General features: G+C 41.3%; 23 protein-coding genes. 10 read left to right on the top strand and 13 right to left on the bottom strand.

The genetic code is table 11. The features are described 5' to 3' along the window. Nucleotides 1–323: 323 nt before the first annotated feature. Nucleotides 324–1,004, bottom strand: a complete 681-nt coding sequence (locus WBM49_RS09285) for a DUF4294 domain-containing protein (protein ID WP_424371771.1) — start codon at nt 1,002–1,004, stop codon at nt 324–326. Nucleotides 1,005–1,113: 109 nt separating this feature from the next. Here WBM49_RS09285 and WBM49_RS09280 point away from each other — a divergent pair, with 109 nt between their 5' ends. Together WBM49_RS09280 and WBM49_RS09275 are read left to right on the top strand one after the other, a co-directional pair. After that, nucleotides 1,114–2,202: a M42 family metallopeptidase gene (locus WBM49_RS09280; RefSeq protein WP_424371770.1), complete on the top strand. Its 1,089-nt coding sequence runs from the start codon at nt 1,114–1,116 to the stop codon at nt 2,200–2,202. A gap of 69 nt (nt 2,203–2,271) precedes the next feature. After that, on the top strand, nt 2,272–2,826 hold the full coding sequence (locus WBM49_RS09275; protein WP_424371769.1) for an NUDIX hydrolase: 555 nt from the start codon (nt 2,272–2,274) through the stop codon (nt 2,824–2,826). Here WBM49_RS09275 and hisS read toward each other — a convergent pair. The 5 genes from hisS to rpsF form a co-directional block, all read right to left on the bottom strand. Beyond that, nucleotides 2,792–4,183, bottom strand: coding sequence for a histidine--tRNA ligase (gene hisS, locus WBM49_RS09270; RefSeq protein ID WP_424371768.1), 1,392 nt, complete (start codon nt 4,181–4,183; stop codon nt 2,792–2,794). The two genes, WBM49_RS09275 and hisS, sit on opposite strands and share 35 nt — an antisense overlap. 28 nt (nt 4,184–4,211) lie before the next feature. After that, nucleotides 4,212–4,682, bottom strand: coding sequence for a DUF6495 family protein (locus tag WBM49_RS09265; protein WP_424371767.1), 471 nt, complete (start codon nt 4,680–4,682; stop codon nt 4,212–4,214). A 282-nt stretch (nt 4,683–4,964) separates the two neighbouring features. Then, complete coding sequence (gene rplI / locus WBM49_RS09260; RefSeq protein WP_424371766.1) at nt 4,965–5,417, bottom strand: 50S ribosomal protein L9; 453 nt, start codon at nt 5,415–5,417, stop codon at nt 4,965–4,967. 13 nt (nt 5,418–5,430) lie between these two features. Beyond that, complete coding sequence (gene rpsR, locus WBM49_RS09255; protein ID WP_297765153.1) at nt 5,431–5,727, bottom strand: 30S ribosomal protein S18; 297 nt, start codon at nt 5,725–5,727, stop codon at nt 5,431–5,433. Between the two features lie 4 nt (nt 5,728–5,731). Continuing rightward, nucleotides 5,732–6,070, bottom strand: coding sequence for a 30S ribosomal protein S6 (gene rpsF / locus WBM49_RS09250; protein ID WP_424371765.1), 339 nt, complete (start codon nt 6,068–6,070; stop codon nt 5,732–5,734). Nucleotides 6,071–6,303: 233 nt separating this feature from the next. Here rpsF and WBM49_RS09245 point away from each other — a divergent pair, with 233 nt between their 5' ends. Beyond that, entirely contained in the window at nt 6,304–6,996 is a 693-nt protein-coding gene (locus WBM49_RS09245) for a LytR/AlgR family response regulator transcription factor (RefSeq protein ID WP_424371764.1), read from the top strand. On the opposite strand, the gene priA is transcribed toward WBM49_RS09245, so the two are convergent. Genes priA through nadC form a run of 3 tightly spaced genes read right to left on the bottom strand, consistent with a single transcriptional unit; the run spans nt 6,997 to nt 11,298 of the window. Beyond that, nucleotides 6,997–9,453 (bottom strand): replication restart helicase PriA, encoded by a 2,457-nt coding sequence (gene priA / locus WBM49_RS09240; RefSeq protein WP_424371763.1) that lies wholly within the window; start codon nt 9,451–9,453, stop codon nt 6,997–6,999. Between the two features lie 9 nt (nt 9,454–9,462). Beyond that, the gene (locus WBM49_RS09235; RefSeq protein WP_424371762.1) at nt 9,463–10,440 is read right to left on the bottom strand and encodes a YihY/virulence factor BrkB family protein; all 978 of its coding nucleotides are present in this window, start codon (nt 10,438–10,440) and stop codon (nt 9,463–9,465) included. Continuing rightward, nucleotides 10,441–11,298, bottom strand: coding sequence for a carboxylating nicotinate-nucleotide diphosphorylase (gene nadC, locus WBM49_RS09230; protein ID WP_424371761.1), 858 nt, complete (start codon nt 11,296–11,298; stop codon nt 10,441–10,443). Between the two features lie 83 nt (nt 11,299–11,381). On the opposite strand from nadC, the gene rlmH reads away from it, so the two are divergent. Next, nucleotides 11,382–11,855, top strand: a complete 474-nt coding sequence (rlmH, locus tag WBM49_RS09225) for a 23S rRNA (pseudouridine(1915)-N(3))-methyltransferase RlmH (protein ID WP_424371760.1) — start codon at nt 11,382–11,384, stop codon at nt 11,853–11,855. On the opposite strand, the gene serA is transcribed toward rlmH, so the two are convergent. Then, complete coding sequence (gene serA / locus WBM49_RS09220; protein WP_424371759.1) at nt 11,849–13,741, bottom strand: phosphoglycerate dehydrogenase; 1,893 nt, start codon at nt 13,739–13,741, stop codon at nt 11,849–11,851. The genes rlmH and serA overlap by 7 nt on opposite strands. 188 nt (nt 13,742–13,929) lie before the next feature. On the opposite strand from serA, the gene WBM49_RS09215 reads away from it, so the two are divergent. Further along, nucleotides 13,930–15,900 (top strand): glycoside hydrolase family 3 N-terminal domain-containing protein, encoded by a 1,971-nt coding sequence (locus WBM49_RS09215; RefSeq protein WP_424371758.1) that lies wholly within the window; start codon nt 13,930–13,932, stop codon nt 15,898–15,900. 7 nt (nt 15,901–15,907) lie between these two features. Here the strand turns inward: WBM49_RS09215 and WBM49_RS09210 are convergent, their stop codons facing one another. The 3 genes from WBM49_RS09210 to WBM49_RS09200 form a co-directional block, all read right to left on the bottom strand. After that, nucleotides 15,908–16,606 (bottom strand): DUF3307 domain-containing protein, encoded by a 699-nt coding sequence (locus tag WBM49_RS09210; RefSeq protein WP_424371757.1) that lies wholly within the window; start codon nt 16,604–16,606, stop codon nt 15,908–15,910. Beyond that, entirely contained in the window at nt 16,603–17,214 is a 612-nt protein-coding gene (locus tag WBM49_RS09205; protein WP_424371756.1) for a hypothetical protein, read from the bottom strand. Before WBM49_RS09205 ends, WBM49_RS09210 begins: the two co-directional genes overlap by 4 nt. A 111-nt stretch (nt 17,215–17,325) precedes the next feature. Then, the gene (locus WBM49_RS09200; protein WP_424371755.1) at nt 17,326–17,778 is read right to left on the bottom strand and encodes a methyltransferase family protein; all 453 of its coding nucleotides are present in this window, start codon (nt 17,776–17,778) and stop codon (nt 17,326–17,328) included. Between the two features lie 76 nt (nt 17,779–17,854). Between WBM49_RS09200 and WBM49_RS09195 the strand changes: the two genes are divergently transcribed. The 5 genes from WBM49_RS09195 to WBM49_RS09175 all read left to right on the top strand — a co-directional run. Then, nucleotides 17,855–18,430 carry a non-canonical purine NTP diphosphatase gene (locus WBM49_RS09195; protein ID WP_424371754.1) on the top strand — a complete coding sequence of 192 codons (576 nt, stop codon included), beginning with the start codon at nt 17,855–17,857 and terminating at the stop codon, nt 18,428–18,430. A gap of 182 nt (nt 18,431–18,612) precedes the next feature. Next, nucleotides 18,613–20,382: a DEAD/DEAH box helicase gene (locus WBM49_RS09190; protein ID WP_424371753.1), complete on the top strand. Its 1,770-nt coding sequence runs from the start codon at nt 18,613–18,615 to the stop codon at nt 20,380–20,382. A 68-nt stretch (nt 20,383–20,450) separates the two neighbouring features. After that, a complete protein-coding gene (locus tag WBM49_RS09185; protein ID WP_424371752.1) occupies nt 20,451–21,233 on the top strand; it encodes a carboxypeptidase-like regulatory domain-containing protein in 783 nt (260 codons plus the stop codon). A 194-nt stretch (nt 21,234–21,427) separates the two neighbouring features. After that, complete coding sequence (locus WBM49_RS09180) at nt 21,428–23,116, top strand: alpha-amylase family glycosyl hydrolase (RefSeq protein WP_424371751.1); 1,689 nt, start codon at nt 21,428–21,430, stop codon at nt 23,114–23,116. A 34-nt stretch (nt 23,117–23,150) separates the two neighbouring features. After that, nucleotides 23,151–23,637 (top strand): metallophosphoesterase (locus WBM49_RS09175; RefSeq protein ID WP_424371750.1); only part of this gene is annotated, 487 nt, incomplete at its 3' end.

The raw sequence follows: 23,637 nt of genomic DNA, 5'->3' as shown, positions 1-23,637 counted from the left end.
TCGTCCCGCCTCAAAACGGTTCTCATGTTTGTTAATAAATGATCTTAAATCTACTCCCAATACAAAAGGCCGAAACCCTAAGCACCAAAAGCAAATTCGCTGTCTACCAATATGTCAATGAACTTATCTACTTCTCTAATCACCCAACGCTCTCACGCTAAGCGGGTGCAAATATAAAGCCATTTTTTTAATTAAAAATAAATTTTGAAGTATTTTTAAGAAAATAATTCAGCTCTATAATTAAGGTCCTCTAAACTAGGAATTTGCAGTATTTCCAGGAAAAAAAGGCTTCTAAATATAATGGTTGTAGATGGATTCCACAACTATTTTTTTTCTTTTTGTTGCTGATTCCATTTATTGGTCAAGGAAGCATAGTCATAATCTAAAACAGACTTCTGTCTTTGCAGTTTGTTTTCTGCAAATGCCCGTTGCAAAATATCCTCAATAAGATAGTCCTCATGAACTGATTGTGGACTAAATTCTTCCTTTATACTTATCTTGAAAATTCTGGCAGTCGTATTATACCAGAAGGCACGCCATCCATTGCGCAACTCTTTCACCAGATCGAAAGCGGTCTTTCCCGTTTGTCTGTAAATCAGTTTTACAAGGATCTGTCCTTCTGTACGAGTCAGTTTTTTCAATTCCTCCGAAAATTCCTCTTCGATATATTTTTGCACATGGCGGGTGTACCTCTTCCTTTTTCTGTTAGATTTTATGCTCTTGAGACTGTCATTCAGTGAGACTAAACGTTCAGAAGCCAGTTTTGCATACGGATACACTTTAAGTGTTTTTCTCTTCAGAATATAATACCTCAGCTTATCTTCATAGGAGGAGAACTCCAACTTGCCAAAGATAAAAACCTCATCCAAAGCAATAGAGGCATGGAAGAGAGAATCTCCCTCAATAATGATCAACTTCTCCTGAATGGAATCTAAGGGCTTATCTTCCACCTGAGCAGTAAGGGAAATTCCCCACATACATCCCACAAAAAACCATTTCCACATTTAATAAAAGCTTGCTGTATTCTTTATTACAAAATTAATGATAAACCGATAGCCCAGTTATTAAATAAACGTGAATATTGCTAAGTTTGTATCTAAATAAAATACATAGATGAGCCAGACTAAAATTCTTACAAAAAAATCAGTAGAATTCTTTGAGAAATACCTTAACAACGCAGCTCCTACAGGGTACGAATGGGAAGGGCAGAAACTATGGATGAACTATCTGAAGCCCTATGTTGATACGTTTATTACGGATACCTACGGAACAGCAGTTGGCGTTATCAACCCTAAAGCAAAATACAAGGTGGTAATCGAAGGGCATTCTGATGAAATATCATGGTATGTGAATTACATTACGGACGACGGACTCATCTATGTAATACGCAACGGAGGCAGCGATCATCAGATAGCACCTTCCAAATGGGTGAATATCCATACCAATAAAGGGATCGTAAAAGGGATCTTTGGTTGGCCCGCTATTCACACCAGGGATAAAAGCAAGGAAAAGCCACCGCAACTAGACAATATCTTTATCGATGTTGGCGCCAAGAAAAAAGAGGAGGTTCTGAAAATGGGTGTTCATGTGGGCTGTGTTATTACCTACCCGGACGAATTTCATATTTTGAACAAGAACAAATTTGTTTGCAGAGCCATCGATAACCGGGCCGGAGGATTTATGATCGCGGAAGTAGCCAGGTTGCTGCATGAGAACAAGAAAAAACTGCCCTTCGGATTGTATATAACGAACTCTGTTCAAGAAGAGATAGGACTGCGAGGTGCAGAGATGATCACTCAGACCATCCGCCCTAATGCAGCTATCGTAACAGACGTTTGTCATGATACTACAACCCCCATGATCGACAAGAAAACTCAAGGCCATACCGAATTGGGAGCCGGCCCGGTGATCTCCTATGCACCTGCCGTTCAGAATAAATTAAGAGAGCGTATCATTGAGACCGCAGAAAACTGTAAGATACCTTTCCAACGTATGGCTTCTTCCCGGTCTACGGGTACCGATACCGATGCATTTGCGTATAGTAACGGAGGAGTTGCTTCGGCCCTTATATCCTTACCCCTGCGCTATATGCATACCACCGTGGAAACAGTGCACAGGGATGATGTGGAAAATGTTATCCGACTCATCTATGAAACACTCTTGACCATTAAAGCGGGAGAGACTTTTAGCTATTTCGACTAACATACCAGTAGTAAAATGTTGGACCCAGTTAGTAGGTTATAAATGGTATAATGCATTCAATTATCACGTATGGAAGAGTGGGTAGATCTGCTTGATACCAAAGGGAATTATACCGGGCAAAGGATTTTAAAGTCTGAGGCTCACCAAAAAGGTTTGTTCCACCCTACTGTTCATATATGGTTTTACACAGATACTGGTGAGGTCTTATTGCAACAGCGAGCCCGGATCAAAAAGACCTTTCCCTTGTGCTGGGATGTTTCTGTTGCAGGGCACGTAAGCGCCGGAGAAACTATATTTGCGGGGGCAATCAGAGAAATAAAAGAAGAAATTGGTTTAGACGTAGTTGAAAACGATTTAAAACCCATTGGGGTGTTTAAGTCGGTTCAGGAACATCATTCCGGTTTAGTAGATTGCGAATTCCATCATACCTTTATATGTAGCCTAAAACCAGCTCTGGAGAGCTTGTCTAAGCAAGAAGAGGAAGTGGCTGAACTCCTGTTAAAACCTATTCATGTTTGGGAAAAAGATTTGTTTAGCAAAGCACCTTCTCTACCCTATGTACCTCATTCCGTAGTGTATTATAAGGAGGTTATTTCTGCCCTTCGGAGCGCACTTCTTTACTAAATAATGCGAGTTCCTTCCAGGAGTAGGCCTCTTGCGACCCCTTTGCCATATTCTTAATCACCACCGTTTGTTCCTGTAATTCATCCTTTCCAAGCAGCGCAACATATGGTATGTTTCTGTTGTTGGCATATTTGAACTGCTTCTGAAGTTTTGCTTCCGTTGGATAGAGATCCGTTTTTATTCCTTGAGCTCTCAGGGTCCGGATCAATGGCAGGCAAGCCATCACTTCTTTCTCCCCAAAATTCATAAAAAGCACCTCTACGGATTGGTCGATGGTCTCCGGAAAAAGCCCCAGTTCTTCCAGGACCAGATAAATACGATCTAGTCCAAAGGAGATCCCAACCCCGCTGAGATCCTTCATGCCAAAAATTCCTGTAAGGTCGTCATATCGGCCGCCGCCGCCAATAGACCCCATGGAAACCCCCGCAGGGGCAGCCACTTCCATAATAGCTCCGGTATAGTAATTAAGTCCTCTGGCCAGGGATACATCTAAAGATACCTCTGCGCTTAAAAGACCTAATTTCTCAATGTTCTCTGTGATATATTTCAGTTCCGAGATCCCTTCTTGCCCTATGTCTGAGTCTGTTAAAAAGGTAGATAAGACAGCGAAGGGGTTGTTCTTATCTGCTATGGTAAATAATGGCATGGCCAGATCTACCGCCTCGGCGCTAATCCCGTTGGCCAATAATTCCTTTATGACCCCTTCTGTACCAATCTTATCCAACTTATCCAGGGCCACTGTAAATGGAATCAGTTTATCCTGGGCCCCAATAACCTCTGCGATCCCCGATAATATCTTTCTGTGATTTAATTTGATGGAAACTTGTTTTAGCCCCAGGTCCGTAAAAACCGCATCGTACAATTGGATCAATTCAATTTCCTGTATCGGAGAATTGGCTCCCACCACATCGGCATCGCATTGAAAGAATTCTCTGAACCTCCCTTTCTGAGGCCTGTCTGCTCGCCATACCGGCTGGATCTGGTATCGCTTAAAAGGAAAATCGATCTCATTTTGATGCATTACCACATACCTGGCAAAAGGCACGGTAAGGTCGTAGCGTAAGGCTTTTTCTGATATCTGGGGAGTTAGTTTGGCGAGATCTTTCTCTTTTAAGCTGGCTTCATCCACCTTATTAAGGTAGTCACCAGAATTAAGGATTTTAAAAATCAATCGATCGCCCTCATCGCCGTACTTCCCTAATAAGGTGTCTAAATTCTCAAAGGAAGGCGTTTCTACAGGCTGAAATCCGAACAATTCAAACTGCCTTTTAATAGTGTCTGAGATATAGTTCCGCTTTGCAACCTCCTGGGGGGTAAAATCGCGGGTACCTTTGGGAATAGACGGTTTTTGAGCCATGTTCTAATGTAGTTGGGCAAATATCGACTTATTCTATGATTTTATCAAACCATTGATAGAGATCTCCCTTGGTGATCACTGCTCCCTGTTGGATGAGTTTAAATTTATCAAGGTTCTTGTCGTCCGTATAGGCCTTGGAGGCTACCAGGTATTCCACAAAATCTGACTGCCAGTTCTTTTTAAACCAGTTAAATCCCTCTGGGGTACGCAGATCTAATTTGGGATTCATGACTTTCACCGAGATAAGCTTCATTTCCTTTTCGGGAAGATAGAACAGGTGCATTTGTTGTTCCGAAATATTTTCCAGGTACTGAACTTTGTGGAGCACCCCTTCCCATACTAGGTCGCTAAATACATCGAGTTCTTCTTCGGCTACCTGTGGCCTGTTGAGTTTAATCATCTCCCACTCTGGTCCGGTGATACTCTGGGTAGCCAAAAAGTTTATAAATTCCTGATGTAACTCCTCTAGTTGCTGTTTTGTTAAGCGTGTATATTTCATAAAAAAGCCGCCTTTTTAGGGCGGCCCAAAAATAAGATTTTATTCCTTAGTTAAAAACAGTGCGTACTCCCAATTGTGCTCTCCATCTGTATATCTGACTGGTAATAGCCGCGAAGGTCTCATACCGGTTCGTATCAAAGACTTAGATAGGTTAAATACCTATATCTGCTCTACCTCCTAATACATTGTCAAAGCTTAGGCTTTCTGCAGGCTCCGGATTGGCATCCAAAAAAAAGAGCTATGAATACATAGCTCTTTAGATTTTATAAACGTAAGACTGCCTTACTTCTGTTCGGCGATCACTTCAAAATTAAAGTCGACCATCACATCTCTGTGCAGGCGTATCTGCGCATCATATGGCCCAGCCCTTTTTATGGCTCCTCCTTTGATCAAAATATATTTTTTGTCAATCTCGTGGCCTTCTTTTGCCAGGGCATCGGCAAGGTCTCCATTGGTTACAGAACCAAAGAGTTTGTCGCCGGCACCTACTTTGGCCGTGATCTTAACTTCCAGTTGCTTAAGAGCCTCTGCCATTTTATTGGCTGCATCAACAACCTTCTTCTCTTTGTGAGCCTTTTGCCTTAAATTCTCTGCCAATACTTTCTTTGCAGAGGGTGTTGCCATAGCGGCCAAGCCTTGAGGGATCAGGTAATTTCTGCCGTAGCCATTCTTTACTGAAACCAGATCGTCTTTAAATCCAAGGTTTTGTACGTCTTCTTTTAAAATAAGTTCCATGATCTGTTTCTTTTTATTTTAATAAATCTCCAACGTACGGCATTAAGGCAATATGCCTTGCTCTTTTTACCGCCTGAGCTACTTTTCTCTGATACTTCAAAGAAGTTCCGGTAAGCCTTCTAGGAAGTAACTTACCTTGTTCGTTTACCAATTTCATCAGGAAATCTGGATCTTTATAATCGATGTACTTGATACCCGATTTTTTAAAGCGACAGTATTTCTTCTGTTTGTTGGTCTCAATGTTCAATGGGGTTAAATAACGAATTTCTCCGTCCTTCTTACCTTTTGCTTGTTGTTGTAATGTTGCCATATCCTTACGCTTTAGCTTTTTGTCTTGTTCTTCTTTTCTCTGCCCACTCAATAGCGTGCTTATCAAGTTTTACGGTTAAGAAACGCATAATACGTTCGTCCCTGCGAAATTCCTGCTCATAAGGAGCAATCACTTCACCAGGTACCGCAAATTCGAACAAATGATAAAAACCACTTTTTTTGTGTTGTATGGGATATGCCAATTTTTTAAGGCCCCAATTCTCTTTTGATACCATTTTGGCATCATTCTTAATTAAGAAATCCTCGAATTTCTTAACTGTTTCCTCTATCTGAACATCAGATAGAACGGGATTTAAGATGAAAACAGTTTCGTAATGATTCATATGATTATACAATTTTTAGGAGTGCAAAAGTAATAATTCTTCTGTCTATTTACAAGAAATTATAGTTTTCTTCGTTATTGGTACTATATGTTTCAAATTGAACTTAACCTATAAACCTAAATTATGCTCATCGTGTATGGTAAGAAACAGATGAATTGTTCACAACTTTTGTTGCAGAACATCCCGTTTTTTTAGTACTTTGTCGATGATTTAACCCCACAAATCAACCCTTTATGAAATTAAGAAGTATTGTTGTTGACGATTCATCTATGCAGCGTATGGCAGTTGCAAAATTGGTGAATAATCATCCGAATTTAGCCCTGGTTGCGGAGTACAGCAACGCTATTGAAGCCAAGAACGGCATCAAGAACAATGAGATTGACCTTATCTTTTTGGATGTTGAAATGCCGATCATTAGTGGTTTTGATCTGTTGGAATCATTGGAAAATAGCCCACAAGTCATCTTAATTACCGGTAAACCGGACTATGCCTTAAAAGCATTTGATTACGATGTAACGGATTATCTTCACAAACCTATTACTATGGCCCGTTTTGACGCCTCTGTTAAAAGAGCAGTCGCCAAATTCGAGCAAATGAACCAGGTAGCTGAGGATGAAGAACATATTTTCGTTAAAAGTAACCTTAAAAAGCGCAAGGTTATTTTAAACGATATTAAATGGATAGAAGCACTTGGAGACTATATAAAATTAGTTACAGACGAAGCCAATATCGTCATCCTTTCTACCATGAAGGCTTTTGAAAAACAATTACCTGAAGATAAATTCCTCAGGATCCACAAATCGTATATTGTGAATCTGGAAAAGATCGAAAAATTCAACAGCAAGAATGTTGAAGTTAGTGGCAGGTCTATTCCTCTGAGCAGAAATAAGAAAACAGAACTGGCCGAAGCGTTAAGCAACGTTTAGTTAAAAGTAATCTACGTCGTAGATTACGCGCACACTTCTGTACCAGGAAATAGCATTAAAGGAATTTTCAATTCTTTTAATGCTATTTTTTGTTTGTTTAAGCGACTGTTTTCTGGGGATTTTTACCAATATCTGTTTAATATACTGATTCCTGATCCTTGCCACCGGAGGGAATTCTGGCCCTAATATTTGCGCCCCAAAAACATTGCGCAATGCCTTGCCAAACCAGGTAGCAGCCTCATTAAGTGAATTGTAGTCCTTATGCTTTAAACTGATCTTTATGATCTTGTTAGTTGGCGGGTAATGATATTGCTCCCTTTGAGACATCTGTTCCTCATACATAGCCATATAGTTTCCTGCAACCACTTGCTGTAAAATACTGTGAAACGGATTATAGGTTTGCACAAGTACTATGCCTCTCTTTTCAGTTCTGCCTGCTCTTCCGGACACTTGTGTCAAGAGTTGATAGCTTCGCTCATGTGCTCTGAAATCCGGAAAATTAAGCAACGAATCTGCATTCATGATCCCCACCAGATTTACGTGCCTGAAATCTAGTCCTTTAGTCACCATTTGAGTACCAACCAGAATGTCGAATTCTTTTTGAGCGAAGGCACCGATGATCTTCTCATAGGCGTATTTACCTCTGGTAGTGTCAAGATCCATCCGGCCCACCTTTGCCTCTGGAAATAATGTTAATAACTCCTGTTCTATTTGCTCCGTGCCAAAGCCTTTTGTATCCAGGGTTGCACTACCGCAGGCCATACATTGTTCTTCAAGGACCATATGAAATCCGCAATAATGGCAACGCAGTTGTTTCTTCGCCTGGTGGTAGGTTAAACTAACATCACAATTAGGGCATTGGGGAGCATGGCCACAAGTTGTACACTCCACAATAGGGGCATAACCCCTTCTGTTTTGGAATAAAATTACTTGTTCTTTTAAAGCCAGCGTTTCTGATATTTCCTTTACAAGTCTTTCAGAGAAATGCCCATTCATTCTTTTTTTCCTGGAAGCCTCTTTTATATCCACCAATTCAATTTCAGGTAATTGGACCCCTCCATATCGTTGGTCCATAAAGGCGTATCCGTATTTTCCTTTTTGAACATTGTAAAAACTTTCAAGGCTTGGTGTGGCAGAGCCCAGGATCACCTTTGCCTTGTGCAAGGTCGCTAATACAATGGCAGCGTCCCTGGCGTGATATCTGGGTGCAGGATCGTATTGTTTGAAAGAGTTCTCATGTTCTTCATCAATAATGACCAGGCCAAGTTTTGTAAAAGGTAGGAAAAGAGAAGACCTCGCCCCGATTACTATTTGTGCCTTGGACTCATTCTGTAAAACATTGTTCCAGACCTCTACACGTTCATTCTGACTGTACTTTGAGTGGAAAACAGCCACCTTTTCACCAAAATAGGCCTGTAAGCGCTCAATAAGTTGGGTTGTTAAGGCAATTTCAGGAAGAAGGTACAGCACTTGCTTCCCTACGTTCAGGTACTCTTCTATCAATTTTATATACACTTCCGTTTTACCGGAGGAGGTTATACCGTGGAGCAGTGTTACCTGCTTGGAGGTGTGAGACGACTTGAGCTGTTGTAAACACGCCTCTTGAAAATTGCTCAAATGAAATTTATTAGCAGAAGTTGCCTCTCCGTCGTAGGTAATTCTGTCTATGGTAAGCATTTGCTCTTCGAGGATTCCTTTTTCGACCAACGATTTAATCACCCCGGAAGAAGCGCCGCTTCTGGTCTGAAGTTCGGAAACTGAAATGGGGTTTTGCGCAGTGGCCTGGAGCTGAAAGAGATGCAACAAAACTTCTCTTTGTTTTGGTGCCCTGCTCAATTCCTCGAGAAGGACACTCAAAGCTTCCTCAGAACTAAATTGATCATGCAGCCGAACTGTTCGCAACTGCTTTGGTTTATATTGTTCATGTAAGGTCTCTTTCAGGAGGATATACTTTTTTCCCAACATCCTGTTGAGCATTGGCAACACCGTTTTTTTATCGAGGATGGCACTGACATCGCTGATTTTTAGTGATTCCTGGTGTTCAAGGGCTTCCAGCACCAGAAATTCCTGATCATCAAGTAAAGATTCATCCGGCTGAATACTTTTATTTTTAAGGACGAAGGTCTCACTCTCCAAAAGAAAGGCACTGGGAACTGCTGTGCGGAATACTTCTCCTAAGGTGCACATATAGTAGTGAGCCATCCACTGCCAATGATCTATTTGAAGTGGAGTCACCAGGGGAAGCGCATCAATGACCTCATGAATATCCTTGGCCTCATAGGCTGTAGGTGGATTTGTATGAATCTCATACACCAGGGCTGTATAGATCTTTGATTTACCAAAGGGTACCGCAACCCGCATCCCTTTTTGTAGAACTTTAGCGGCCTCTTGTGAAACCGAATACGTAAAGAGTTTCTCTAAGGGTATGGGTAAGATCACATCAATAAAATGCTGCATAGGTGTGGCTTAAGAGGAGACTTTTTTGGTATTCATGTTTTGTTTGAGGCTGTTAAGTGTCGCATTTAGTTCAAACCCTAGCAACAAAATATTTGAGTTCAGCCAGATATACACCATTAAGATCAGCAATCCCCCCAAGGCTCCGTAAAGCTCATTATAACGAGCAAATTTTTCAATATACACCCCAAACAGATATGAGGTAAGTAAGAAGAGTAAAGTGGTCATGAGTGCCCCATAGGAAAAAAAGCGTGCCTGCTTTCCTTCGGCAGTTCCAAAATAGTAAAGAATCGCCGTTGTAAAATAAGACAGCACTGCAAAGAACAATACTTTTCCGGCCCTTGCCCCATTAAGATCATTCGGATCGACTGCGACTCCGCTCGATTCGGCAGCCCATACATTTAAATATTCCAGGGTGTATTCAAAATACACAAAGGCAACCGCTCCTGCCATCAATAAAAACGACAAGATGATGCCTACAATCAGCGCGTAGGCATATTGTTTAAAAAAATTCCTGGTAAGGATACTGTGGTAGGAGGTTTCAAATCCTGCAAAGATGGCATTAACACCATTGGTCATTAGAAAAATGGAAAGAACAAAAGCAGAGGATAATAGCCCTCCCTGTTTCTGATCCTTAATCTGCGTAAAGATCTCTCCAAAATACTCGCCTGTTGCAGTTGGGAGAAAGGTTTCCAGAAATCGTAGAAATTGAGTATCAAAATCCTCATTACCTACACTTACGAAAGGTATGATAAAGGGTATGAGAGTTACCAGGAAAATTAAAAGCGGGAACAAAGCCATAAACAGACTGAAGGCAATAGAACTTGCCCTGGTTGAGAGTGCACCCTGAACGATCCCTTTGATATACATTTCTATCAGGTCGTAAAGAGAAAGCCCCTGTAATCCTACCAGTTTTATCTTCTTGAGCAGTGCAGCAAGCCAATTAATGACGGGTATCTTTTTTAATTTATCTTCTACCTCTTTTGTCATCTATACGGCTTTTAGACTCAGATCTTTATTGCTTACAGAATGGGTCAGGGCCCCGGATGAAATATAGTCCACCCCACATTCTGCATATTTGCGAAGGGTTTGTTCATTGATACCTCCTGAAGATTCGGTAAGGCATTTATTTCCAATTATTTCAACAGCTTTTCTGGTATCCTGATAATTGAAATTATCGAGCAGTATTCTATAGACGCCTTCAGATCGGAGAATCTCCTCCACTTCACCAAGATTACGGGCTTCAACGATGATCTTTAAGTTCTTTTGATGTTTTTTTAGGTACTTATTTGTTTTATCGATCGCCTTCGTGATTCCACCGGCAAAATCTATATGATTATCCTTTAACATAACCATGTCGTATAATGCGAATCGGTGGTTCTCCCCTCCTCCTATCCTTACCGCCCATTTTTCAATGGCCCTGATCCCCGGGGTGGTCTTTCTGGTATCGAGAATCATGGTCTTGGTTCCCTTCAAAATATCGGCGTATTGGGCAGTCTTTGTTGCAATGGCACTCATACGCTGCATGGCGTTTAGCACCAGCCTTTCTGCTTTTAAAATACTCTGAGAGGACCCACTGACATAGAATACAATATCTCCATAACGCACTTTTTGTCCGTCCTGCACCAGGATCTCCATGGCCAGATGGGGATCTACATATTGAAAAACCTTTTTTGCAAAATCTACCCCGGCAATAACACATTCTTCTTTTACCAGAAGTTTGGCCTTCCCGCTTGCTTCTGCCGGAATACAAGCTAGAGAACTGTGATCTCCATCGCCAACATCTTCTCTTATGCCGTTTACGATGATCTGATGTATTTCTTGTTGGAAGGCTGCTTCGGAAATCATGTAATTACAATCTATCGGATAAAATTACTAAAAACAATCACCAATAAAGAATCTGAATTTCGTGAAAATTTTACCTTTGGGTCATGAAAATCAAACTGCTAGTGGTAGGTAAAACCGACCATAAAGGCCTGCAAGCCATGATATCGGAATATCAGAAAAGGCTGCAACATTATATAAAATTTGAATTAGAGGTCATCCCGGCTCTTAAGTCGACCAAAAACCTATCGATCCCCGAACAACTGGAGAAGGAAGGAGAAGCTATATTGGCCAGGATCGGTACAACGGATGTGATGGTTTTATTGGACGAGCAAGGAAAACAATACCCTTCCATTGACTTTGCCAATTACCTTCAGAAATTTATGAATGCCGGTACAAGGCAACTTGTCTTTGTGGTTGGAGGTCCCTACGGTTTTAGTAATACCGTCTATATAAGGTCTCAGGATAAAATAAGTCTTTCGGCCATGACCTTTTCACATCAAATGGTACGCTTATTTTTTGTTGAACAGTTATACCGAGGCTTCACCATCTTGCGGAACGAGCCCTACCACCATCAATAAAGCACCCGAAATTTAATTGTGTTTTCTACTTTTTTGAGCGCCTGAATAACTTTCTTATTATAGTCCTTGTCCAGATCTGTTATTACATAACCCAATTCTTTATTTGTAGATAGATATTGACCGGAAATATTCATTTCATAATGGGCAAATTCATCATTGATCCGAGCCATCACACCGGGTAAATTTCGATGGATATGCAGGAATCTATGGGCGTTATTTTGCTTGGGTAACCTAATATTGGGGAAGTTTAAGGCATCTACCGTATTTCCGGAGTTTATATAATCCATTATTTTATTGGGGACAAAGTCGGCTATATTCATTTGCGCCTCTTCTGTACTTCCTCCTATATGCGGCGTTAGGATCACATTAGGAATACCTTGCAGAGCTGTTTTAAATGGGCCGTTGCTTGCAGGTTCTTCGGGATATACATCTACCGCGGCGCCCGCCAGTTTTTTAGTCTTCAGGGCATTTACCATCGCTGGGATATCTACCACAAAACCTCTTGATAAGTTGATAAGAATTGCCCCGTCTCTCATTTGGTTAAATTCCCTTTCTCCGATAAAATTGAGGTTGTTTTTACTATCATCTATATGCAGTGATACCACATCGGAAACGTTCAGCAGATCTTCCAGACTACTACATTTTATGGCATTTCCCAAAGCGAGTCTGTCTTCCAGATCGTAATAGTATACGCGCATGCCAATGGCCTCTGCAAGCACAGATAGCTGTTTTCCAATATTCCCGTAACCTACGATCCCCAGGTTTTTTCCCCGTACTTCTTTGGAATTATTGGCGGTCTTGTTCCAATGACCCTGGTGTATCTCTACACTTCTTGGAAAGATATTTCGCATCAACATAATGATCTGACCAATAGCCAGTTCTACCACTGATCTGGTATTACTGTATGGTGCATTGAATACCACTACCCCTTTTTTCTGACAATAATCGAGATCAATTTGGGTAGTTCCAATACAAAAAGCACCTACCACCAAAAGCTTATTGGCAGCATCCAGAACTTTTGGCGAAATCTGCGTTTTAGAACGGATCCCCAAAACATGGACACCTTTTACTTTTTCTATAAGTTCTTCTTCACTTAAGCTCCTATCGATCAATTCCACTGAAAACCCATCCTCAGAAAGATTATCAAAAGCAATGGGGTGAACATTCTCTAGCAGAAGGATCTTAATTCTGTTCTTGGGATAGGAAATATTCCTCGGGAGCTTGTTCACAAATAGGAATTCGTCCAAGTTAGGTGTAATGTGATCTGCATTTGAAGCCGCTTTTTCCCTGTGAACGTTTTCGGTATAGGCAAAGAATTTGTGGGCTATCCCGGCTTCACGCATAACGTAGTCACTGTAACCGTCCCCAATTACCTGCACTTCTCCATCCAGATCCAATTGGCGCAGACACTCAATTTTTCCGTTGTGACTAGCCAGTACGTTATCTTCGTCAAAACCTATGATATTTCCATCGGCATCAAAGTCGAATGTATTGGCATACACTCTTTCTGATGGGATGTTGTACTCCTTCACAATGGGATCTATAAATTCCTTAAAACCACATGAGATCACATAAATGTCTTCCGAATATTTCTCAAAGAATTCTTTATTGGAGGCGATAGATTTGGAGATCTTTTTACGCAACTCTTTTACTAATGGCTCCAGGTGTTTTTTATTGGCTCCAAGCAATTTAATCCTTCGTTCCAGAGATTCTGTAAAAGAAATATCCCCGTCTATTCCCAGATTAGTGATATGTTGAATTTCTTTTATGATTTCTTCGCGTTCTACCCGCCCCTGTAAGGTCATTTCTGCAAGAACATCCAGGGCCTCGACTCTGGTCAGGGTACTATCAAAATCGAAAACATACTTTCTTCCCACTGCGATCATAGTTTGTAAATAGGTGGTGTAAAAGTAGAAATTTATAGGGATCAGTGTATGCAATTCATGTAAAACTATAAGATCGATGTCTTTAAGCGCTATTCAATAAATATTTTGTTTATTTTGAACCTCTTTTATGGGAATTTGGGAATCAATGGGGTTGTTAAATTTTTAATTGGCATCAAAAAATCTTCTGAATGAAAAAACTATTAAAGATTCTGAAATACGTTTTACTCGGTGCACTCATCATAGTCATACTAGGATATACAATCATTTATTTTAGCAAAAAAATGGACTCCTCCGCGAATTACAAATTATTAGGGGAAGAAGCACCCACCCTAGTGCAATCTGGTATTTCGTTCAGAGATTTGAATAAAAATGGCAAAATGGACATCTATGAAAATCCAAATGCTCCAATTGATGAAAGGGTAAACAACTTGGTATCCCAGATGAATCTGGAAGAAAAAGCGGGTTCCATGTTTATCACTATGATTGGCACAACACCAGATGGTGAGCCCATGGAAACTCCTGTATTATCCACAGATCCTGTGGCGCTGATGATGTCTTTTGTACTGCCTTCAAATTCTGAACTGATCGCAAGACTCAAAATGAATAGCTTTAATATCCTGGCCTCTATAGAGGCCGATAAAATGGCAAAATATAACAATATCGTCCAGAAAATGGCAGAAAGAACGCGACTCGGAATTCCGATCACCATTGCCACTGATCCCAGACATGGAATGGAAAAGAATAACCCAGGCGCCGGACTATATACTCCCGCTTTTTCAAAATGGCCAAGTTCATTGGGCCTGGCAGCAACCAGAGACACCTTGCTGGTTAGGGAATTCGGAGATATCGCAAGACAAGAGTATAAAGCAGTTGGTATTCGGCTGGCTTTACACCCTATGGCCGATCTGGCCACTGAACCACGATGGGGACGCGCTAACGGTACTTTTGGCGAAGATGCCTACTTGTCCGCAATGATGACAAAAGCTTATGTCTTAGGGTTTCAAGGTGATTCTCTGGATTCACAAAGTGTAGCGTGTATGACCAAGCACTTTTCCGGCGGTGGACCTCAGAAGGACGGGGAAGATGCCCATTTTCCATATGGGAAGGACCAGGTATACCCGGGAAATAATTTTGACTATCACCTGATACCCTTCACCAAGGGGGCATTTCCGGCGCACACAGCTCAGATCATGCCTTATTACGGAATTCCGGTTGGGCAGACCAGCGAAGATGTTGCCTTTGGTTTTAATAAGGATATTATTCAGGGTCTGCTGCGTGATTCCCTTAATTTTCAAGGGGTAGTCTGTACGGATTGGGTCATTCTAACAGATTCAAAAATGGGCGAAGCCCGTGCCTGGGGAGTTGAAGATCTCTCGCCAAAAGAAAGGGCAAAAAAGGCCTTAGAGGCAGGTTGTGATCAGTTTGGAGGGGAAAACGCACCAGAATTGATCATTGCCCTGGTACAGGAAGGCCAGGTAGATGAAAGCAGGTTGGATATCTCCGTAAAAAGAATTATGAAAGATAAATTTCGTTTGGGTCTGTTCGATAATCCCTATGTAGATGAGCAAAAAGCTACTCAAATTGCAGGCCAGGAAAACTTTAGAAAGAAAGGACAGATAGCGCAAGCCGCCTCTATGGTCTTATTGAAGAATAAGGCACTGCTTCCACTCAAGGAAGGAACTAAACTCTATGTTGAAGGGATGACAAACCCTGAGGTCTTTGATGGCCCGGGTGAATTGGTAGATAATCCTAAGGACGCGGATGTCATTGTCAAGAGGATTGGCACACCATTTGACGAAAGATCGGACTACTTTTTGGAACAATTTTTTCACCAGGGAAGATTGTATTATACAGAGGAAGAAAAAAAGGAAATATTAAACCTAATATCTCAAAAACCTTCTATTGTGGTGGCCAATTTAGAGCGTCCGACAATTTTAACGGAGATTGCTGAAACCAGCAGTGCGCTTTTCGCAGAATTTGGGGTTGGGGACGAGGTATTGGCAGATGTACTGTTTGGCATAAGGAAACCTTCCGGGAAATTACCTTTTGAACTGCCTTCTTCCTGGGAAGCTGTAAAAAATCAAAAAGAAGACTTACCCTATGATTCTAAAGATCCGCTCTACCCCTATGGTCATGGTTTGAGCTATCCCCAGCAATGATTTCAATTTAATAAGCAGTATATATAATACCTGTAAGGATGGCAAGGCCAAAACTAAGCAAGGTTCCTATCAGGATATACTCGGTAAGTTTTCGGCTGTTGCTTTCTTTCAGATCGTTGAATCTAAATACAGATTTTGCGGTGATCAAAAGACCTATGCCCTCCCAACGACCGGTGATGACGAAAATGAACACAAAGAGTCTTTCTATCATTCCAATATATTTCCCCGCATTGGGCAGGGATTTATGATCCAGTGGAATTTGATCCGACATCCTTTCTAGTAAGATATTCATGATGATAGCCGAAGGGAAGCTCAGGAAAAATACGGCTGTAATAAGGCCCCAGTCCATTAGTCCTATCAAATAAGTTGCCTGCCCTATTACTTCCCCATAATATGCACAACCAAAGATGATGGCTACGTGAAATGCCTGATCAATAAAAAAGGGAATGCTTTTATTTGAGAACCATTTGGAGGAGTATAATTTTCCCAGATCAATCACATAATGTGACAGGGCTATTACCAAGGCAATTTTCCAATAGGTTATATCCGCCATCAGGATCAATACCAATACAAAATGGATCAAAATATGTGCATACAGGTACTTTGAGCCAATTTTATGGACCTCTTTATGAATAACCCATTTGGTAGGTTGAAATAGAAAATCCCCCAGAAGATGAGCCAACAACAGTTTTATAAATATGATCATGGGACAATTTGTTTAATGGTTTGCTGGTAATATTCTATTAACTCTAATACCAGATGTGTTCTGGCTCTTGTTTGCCGTTGGCTTATGGCCGACTGCTGGACCTTGAATTGCACAGCCATTTTTTCTTGAGAAATCTCAGGATGTTGCAGTGTATAGCTTACTGTATTGGCAGACACCGTACTCCAATCATCCATAAAATTAAGTGCCAATTTGATCATTAGGTTCAGTGTTTGGTCATAGTGTTGATGACCACACGCCAGAGCCAGGGTACGTTTCTCCTCTTTTAAAGCCTCGAACATGCGTCCGGAGCGTTTGTAGGCCGAACCATTTGCCTCGGTAATGCGTCCCCCGGCATACGTTTCATCGCCAAGGCCTATGGCTAGTCGCACATCCAGGTTTTTAATAGATTTTATGACGGCTTTTATTTCAATCGCCAACTGCAGGGCCTTATCCGGGGTTGACTTAAGCTGAAATTCATCGCCCCTGTAAATATCCCAAAATTCGGGTTGCTTTCCATTTTTCTGCAACACCTTTTTCAATAAGGGCATCCAAATGGAAGTCGGATACTGTTCCGAATTCACGATATCTCCTGTAATTATTGCAATCATTAATTATAAGTATTATAGCTAATATATTAATTTATTAGTTATTATGCTAATATATAGAACTATAAGTTGCTCACAATATTGTACTATTCATCCTGGAAGCAGGTCATAGCCTTAAAACCAACGCCTTACCTTTATGCAATACTGCGCATAATTCTTGCCAAATTTCTGTGCTAGCACCTTTTCTTCCGGAATTATCTGAATCTTATTCATAACCGAGACAAAACCTGCGGCCAGAAGGGTGTTAAAGGCATTTCCCAACCACAATCCCCATGCCAACAGTACCAATAAAAGCGCTAAATACATAGGATTCCGCGAAAAAGAATACACCCCCTTGGTTTCTAGTACCTGGGTGCGATCTGGTTTTCTTGGGTCAATGGTAGTGCCGGTCCTAAAAAACTGTCCTAAAGCGGCAAGGCCAAGAATCAAAGCCAGCAACAACAGAGCTGCCATCAAATAGTGCCGGCCAAAAAAATCGAAATATCCCACCGGAAGCAGCGCTTCCAAAACATACATGCAGCACGCAGTAAAAAGGAAAATTACAATAGGAGGAATTCTTAATTGCATATATCTATCGAACTTAAGGGAAGTTAAAATTACTACTTTTGACCAGCTTGAAACCCCTCCTATTAAAAAATTACCCATGGAATTTGTATTTGCTACTCATAATGAGCACAAACTAGAAGAAATTAGAGACCTACTACCCAAAGGTATAATGCTTAAATCGCTCAACGAGCTGGGCTGTAAAGAAGAGATCGCTGAGACCTCAGAAACCCTGGAAGGAAACGCCAGGTTAAAAGCCAATTATGTTATGGAGCGATATGGCCTTCCTTGTTTTGCAGACGACACCGGTCTTGAGGTGGTTGCCCTGAACGGAGCACCCGGCGTATACTCAGCCAGATACGCGGGAGAACCCAAAAATGAAAGTAGAAATATTGAGAAGTTACTACAACATATGAGCGAGCAAACAGACAGGCGGGCTCAATTCACTACAGTAATTGCCTTGAATTTGGGCCAACAGACCCACATTTTTTATGGGATCATTCCCGGAATCATCACAATGAGCCCAAGGGGGCATCATGGATTTGGATACGATGCTGTTTTTCAACCAGACGGATTAAATAAAACATTTGCAGAGCTGTCGTTGAAAGAAAAGAACCAATTAAGTCATCGTGCCTTGGCGTTCTCAAAACTTGTCAATTTTCTTAAGAAAGTATAATTAGAATTTAGATTGGATAGCTATAAATAGTGGCCCATGCCCTGGTTTGTCAATAATTAGCAGTACCTTTGCCGCTTAATTGACGCCGCTGGTATAGCATGTGTTGCGCTGAGTATCTTAAAGTTATTACGATAACCGCTCTATGCAACATTCATATTTGCGATTACGTAAAATAACTTAAGATGACAAAATTTAAAGCGCTGGGGCTTAATGAAGCCCTCTTGCAAGCTATTGAAGACCTTGGATTTGAAACTCCCTCAGAAGTCCAGGAAAAGACCATTCCCATTTTATTACAGGATGAAACAGACCTGGTGGCTTTGGCCCAAACCGGAACAGGAAAAACAGCTGCGTTCGGATTTCCACTAATTCAAAAGATACATAGCGAAAGCAGAACTACGCAAGGCGTGATCCTTAGCCCTACCCGCGAACTCTGTCTGCAGATCACCAATGAGATGCAGCTTTATGCTAAATATGTAAAAGGACTTAACATTGTTGCCATCTATGGTGGTGCAAGTATTGTGGAGCAATCCAAGCAGATCAGACGCGGGGCGCAGATTATTGTGGCCACACCCGGCCGGATGAAGGATATGATCGGCAGAGGGATGATCGATATAAGCAAGATCGATTATTGCATCCTGGATGAGGCCGATGAGATGCTTAATATGGGCTTTTTCGAAGATATCAAAGACATCTTGTCTACCACTCCGAAAGAAAAATCTACCTGGTTGTTTTCGGCTACCATGCCAAAAGAGGTGTCTACCATTGCCAAAAAATTTATGAATCAGCCTCAGGAAGTAACGGTTGGCACAAAAAATTCAGGAGTAGATACCGTGCAACACGAATACTATGTGGTTGGAGGAAGAGATAGGTATGAGGCCCTGAAAAGGCTTGCAGATGCTAACCCGGGGATTTTCTCGGTGGTTTTCTGCCGTACCAAAAGAGATACCCAACGAGTAGCTGAAAAGTTGATCGAAGATGGGTATAATGCCGGCGCATTGCATGGCGATCTTAGCCAGAACCAACGAGATCTGGTGATGAACTCCTTTAGAAAAAAACAAATTCAGATGTTGGTAGCTACAGATGTGGCCGCCAGGGGGATTGATGTGGATGATATTTCGCATGTGATCAATTACCAACTCCCCGATGAGATAGAAACCTACACACACAGAAGCGGTAGGACCGGAAGAGCCGGCAAGTCCGGAATTTCAATGGTTATTATTACACGAAGTGAACTTCGTAAAATAAAGACTATTGAGAATATGATCAAGCAACAATTCGAAACCAAGAAGATCCCATCTGGAATGGAGATCTGCGAGATACAATTGTATCATTTGGCAAGTAAAATCCGGAATACAAAAATTAATAATGCCGTTGACAATTACCTTCCTGCCATCAATGACGTATTTGAAGGCTTAGACCGGGAGGAATTGATCAAAAAAATAATTTCTGTAGAATTTACAAGATTTTACAGCTATTACAGCAAGGTAAAAGATCTCAATTCTTCAGAAGGACAGCGCGGTGAACGGGAGCCCAGAGGTTCTAAAGGAACGGAAGAGTCTTCCGACGGATCCGTTAGATATTTTATCAATGTAGGAGAAAAAGATGGGTACGATTGGATGTCTTTGAAGGATTTCCTTAGGGATACGCTCGAAATTGGCAAGGATGATGTATACCGGGTGGATGTGAAGGATAGTTTCTCTTTCTTTAACACCGATGCACAATTTACAGATCTGATCTTAAATACGTTTAAAGAATTCAAGGTAGACGGCAGGTTTGTAAATGTAGAAGTCTCTAAAAGTCCTGAAGGTGGCGGAGGACGCAGAGGGAAAGACAAAGGCAGGCGGAGAGACAAGGACAGTAAAAAAGGTAAGTTTAAAGAACGTTCGTTCTCAAAAGGATCTTCGCAACGCACAGGGAAAAGAAGAAGCAAAAAAAGGGACGGTTTCTTTTAGTTAATTCTATATTAAAAAAGGTAGGTTCCTCTAGATTTTTTGGTTTATTCGTTCAAAAAAGGAATTCATTGAAAAAAAGTTATCTCTTATGGCTTTTCCTATGCAGTATTTTTCTGATTCATGCGCAGGAGAATGATCCTATTGGGCAAACAACGGAATTCAGCGCAGTCGTAATCAACGCACAGACCGATGAACCCCTTGAAAGTGTGCATGTGGTGAACCTGAATCAGGTAGTGGGTACAATTACAAATGAGCGGGGTGAATTCTCTATCAGAGCTACGGTCAATGACACTCTTTATTTCTCCTATCTGGGTTTTAAATCACAAAAAATTAGGGTTACCAATGATATGTTCAGGTTCACGGACACCAAGATAGCGCTCACAGAATTGGCCTATGCCCTGGAAGAAGTGATCGTAAGACCCTATCAACTTACCGGATACCTTGAAATTGACGTCAAGAACCTCCCTATCAATACGGCTTATCAATACAGTATTTCAGGACTTTCGAAGAGTTATGAAGCAGGTAATAAAAATCCAAGTGCTGTTACCAAAGTGTTAGGAGCTATATTGAATCCGGCCGATTTGCTTCGAAACCTCTTTGGCAAGAGGCCCAATCAGATGCGAAAATTACGGTTGATCAAAGAAGATGATGAAATCCGCGATCTTCTGGCCTCTAAATTCGACCGGGAAACGCTTACAGAACTTTTGCAACTGGAAAAAGTAGATATTGAAGACATTCTTTCTAATTGTAATTTCTCAAAATCCTTTATCACCACCGCCAATGACCTCCAAATCCTGGACGCCATGAGTAGCTGCTACGAAGACTACAAGGTCCTTAATAGAAAAAGGTGATATCCATTTCCCAGAATTTCAAATACTTACACATTGTTACCTCCATATTTCAGATCGGATCAATTAAATTTTATTAATCCAAGATCATTTAATAGCTTTAAAAAAATTTAAAAGCCTAATAGAACTACGCGAAATAACAAGACATTTCTTGTTGTTTTTTGTTTGACACGGGCATTCCTCAAATACACCAATTAATGAAGAGAATACTGGTATTTTTGTGTTTAATGACCCTTATTTATGGATGTAAGAGGTCTTCTGATACAGCATCACAGCCCGTCATCCTTCAAAAAGAATCTCCGCCAATTGTAAAAAAAACTATACCGTTTCGCTGGGAAGGTGCCAACATTTACTTCTTACTTACGGACCGATTTAATAATGGCAATCCGGAAAATGACATTAATTTCAACAGAACAGAAGAAACAGGGCCTTTACGGGGCTTTATGGGAGGTGATATTCAGGGGATCACACAGAAAATTGAAGAAGGCTACTTTACCGATCTCGGCATCAATGCCATTTGGTTTACTCCTGTTGTGGAGCAGATACACGGTTCTACAGATGAGGGAACAGGTAACTCCTATGGCTATCACGGATATTGGGCTAAGGACTGGACGGCGCTCGATCCTAATTTTGGAAGCAGAAAGGATCTTGAAAAAATGGTCAGAAAGGCACATGACAGGGGCATACGGGTAGTGATGGATGTAGTGCTGAATCATACGGGTCCGGTTACCGAACAAGATGCGGTATGGCCAGCAGAATGGGTAATTACTGAACCCATATGTACATTTCAGGATTATGAATCGACCACGTCCTGTACCCTTGTAGCCAACTTACCCGATATTCGCACTGCCACCGATGAAGCCATTGATCTACCAGACGCCTTATTGGCTAAGTGGAAGGAAGAAGGACGGTTGAGTATGGAGTTGGATGAACTACAATTGTTCTTTGACAGAACCGGTTATCCTCGCGCGCCGAGGTTCTATATTATAAAATGGCTCACGGATTACGTAAACGACCTTGGAATTGACGGTTTCAGGGTAGATACTGTAAAACACGCGGATGAAAAAGCATGGGGAGAACTGTATAAAGAAGCCGCCTATGCCTTTGAAAGCTGGAAGAGGAAGCACCAGGAGCAGGTTTTGGATAATACTCCTTTCTTTATGGTAGGTGAGGTATATAATTATGGGATTTCCGGAGGACGTACATTCGATTTTGGCGACAAGAAGGTAGATTATTTTTCTAATGGCTTTAACAGCCTTATTAATTTTGAACTGAAAACAGATGCTAAAAAGGAGTACGAACAGATCTTTAGAAAATACAGCAATCTTTTGCATACAAAACTAAATGGGGTAAGCGTCCTTAATTACCTGACATCTCATGATGATGGGGAACCTTTCGACAAGGACCGTAAAAAACCTATTTATGCTGCAAACGTTCTGCTGTTAACTCCCGGAGCCTCACAGGTATACTACGGAGACGAAACTGCAAGAGATTTAACTATTGAGGGCACTGTGGGAGACGCTACTCTAAGATCATTTATGAACTGGGGAGACCTGGATAGTCTAAAAACAAAAGAGATCCTTGCACACTGGCAAAAACTTGGTCAGTTTCGAAATCACCATCCGGCTATAGGTGCGGGCAAACATAAACGTTTAGGAAAAAAACCTTATGTATTTGGCCGAAGCTACATTGATGGGGAATTTAAAGACAAGGTAGCAGTAGGACTAGATCTTCCAAAAGGCAAGAAATCGCTTTGGGTAAAAGGGTTTTTTGGCGATGGCACATTGTTATTTGACACCTATTCCCAGACGACGGTTGAGGTAAAGAACGGACGGGTAACCCTGGATAATCCCTATGAGGTTGCCTTACTGGAACTCGCCAATTAATGTGCTGTTCCCGGGCGATCATCTATAAAGAAGCATGAAAATTAGCAGGAGAAAGTTTGTATTTTTAACTTTCCTGGGACTCATAGGATTCCTTTTTCTGGATGCTTTTTGGATAGAAAAGTACATTGTAAAATGGTCCACGTATGATATAGCGGAAAGTGGGGAAGACACCATCAAGGTAATACAGCTAACCGACCTGCACATAAGGGAGATAAAGACCTACCATAAGTGGATAGGAAATAGAATCGCAAAGGAAAAACCCGACCTGCTGTTCTTTACCGGCGATTCCATTAATAAACCCAGTCAATTACCACTTCTGGAGGCCTTTCTAAAACTGCTCCCTTTGGAAATACCCAAAATAGTCATCCTGGGTAATAAAGAATACGATGGTAGCGTTACACCGGCCATGTATCATGAACTCTTTGGGCGATACAATGGCGAGTTACTGCTAAATGATGCTACGCTCTTTACAAAAGGAAAAAGACAGATCAATATTGTTGGGATCGATGATTTTATAAAGG

Origin of the sequence: Muriicola sp., assembly GCF_049669965.1 — a bacterium.
Taxonomy (GTDB): domain Bacteria; phylum Bacteroidota; class Bacteroidia; order Flavobacteriales; family Flavobacteriaceae; genus Muriicola.
The sequence above is the reverse complement of the archived record's forward strand: the minus strand, read 5'-3'. Positions and strand labels throughout refer to the sequence as shown.